The following is a 1042-nucleotide window of genomic DNA, read 5'->3' as shown; positions in this document are numbered from 1 at the left end:
TCGCCTTCCATGCCTGACGGCATCAAAAACCTAAAACCGCCTGTAATCGATTCTAAGCGTATCAAATTGAAAATCGCTAGATTGGGGTTACCTATATCAAGAAAACGCCGCATAGAGCGTTACAGGACGCTTAAAATTGATTTATGAACCAGATATGAACTGCAATATCAAAAAATTCACCGATTTCTCTAAAATTCCCTGTAATCGATTTTTGGATTGTTTTAGATAGAAAAAATCCGATTTTACCCCAAAAATTGCAGTAGTAGCCCCGCACGCCTGCCCGCTAAACATGTCGTTTTTTGTGCAGTTGAACAATTCAATTCAGACTAGGCCAGTACTAGCCTTTCCCATGATTTAAGGTAGCCAAAAAGTTGTGCAAATTTGTGCGTTTTTGTGCAAATCCATGCACTTAATTTATTCAAAAAAATAATGCGCCATAAATCAGCGCATTGAATAGTACTATTTTCTTTTTCTGCTAAGGATGCTGGAAGAAGATGAGAATTGCTCTCAACAAAAAGATATTAAAGTCTTGTGATAAACTCGTCAATTAAGTTTTAATATAAAACAAAGTATTAAATTTTTTCACTCTAAGCTCATTTTTTACAAAGCTCTGGATTCCATGGTGGAGCGGGGCAATTCGCATCACGGGGAAGGTTTTTAATTGCATCAATTCCACCACTGACTTTACCATCTTTATCTATATGCCAATGAGTACTCCCCATAGAAGTAAACGGAAATGCAGTTATGACTAGATATATTACCGGTACAATAAATTTCATTTTAGTCACCTTAATCTAACCTTTAATTTATAAGTTGGAGAGAATATATTCACATAATCACTAATAAGATAGTTAAATAAGAATTATTATCAATAAAATATTTTGGAATATTGATAATTTTTTGTAAAACAAGGCATTAATCTTAATGACTAAAAAATTCACCCCAACCCCACACGATGCCATATTCAAGCAGTTTTTAAGTGAGAAAGAGACGGCTAAAGATTTTTTCGATATTTGGCTTCCGGATAAGATTAAGTCGCTGT

2 protein-coding genes are annotated in these 1042 nt (G+C 34.5%); one reads left to right on the top strand and one right to left on the bottom strand.

The window, feature by feature from the left end; genetic code table 11:
• Nucleotides 1-593: 593 nt before the first annotated feature.
• Complete coding sequence (locus G468_RS0118545) at nucleotides 594-779, bottom strand: hypothetical protein (protein WP_026824217.1); 186 nt, start codon at nucleotides 777-779, stop codon at nucleotides 594-596.
• A 145-nt stretch (nucleotides 780-924) separates the two neighbouring features.
• Here G468_RS0118545 and G468_RS22080 point away from each other — a divergent pair.
• Nucleotides 925-1042 (top strand): Rpn family recombination-promoting nuclease/putative transposase (locus G468_RS22080; RefSeq protein WP_034250594.1); only part of this gene is annotated, 118 nt, incomplete at its 3' end.

It is taken from the genome of Arsenophonus nasoniae DSM 15247 (assembly GCF_000429565.1).
In the GTDB taxonomy this organism is placed as follows: Bacteria; Pseudomonadota; Gammaproteobacteria; order Enterobacterales; family Enterobacteriaceae; genus Arsenophonus; species Arsenophonus nasoniae.
The sequence above is the reverse complement of the archived record's forward strand: the minus strand, read 5'-3'. Positions and strand labels throughout refer to the sequence as shown.

What these genes read in the sequence shown, in the direction of transcription:
- G468_RS0118545 (WP_026824217.1), bottom strand. Translation starts at nt 779, where the DNA reads ATGAAATTTATTGTACCGGTAATATATCTAGTCATAACTGCATTTCCG.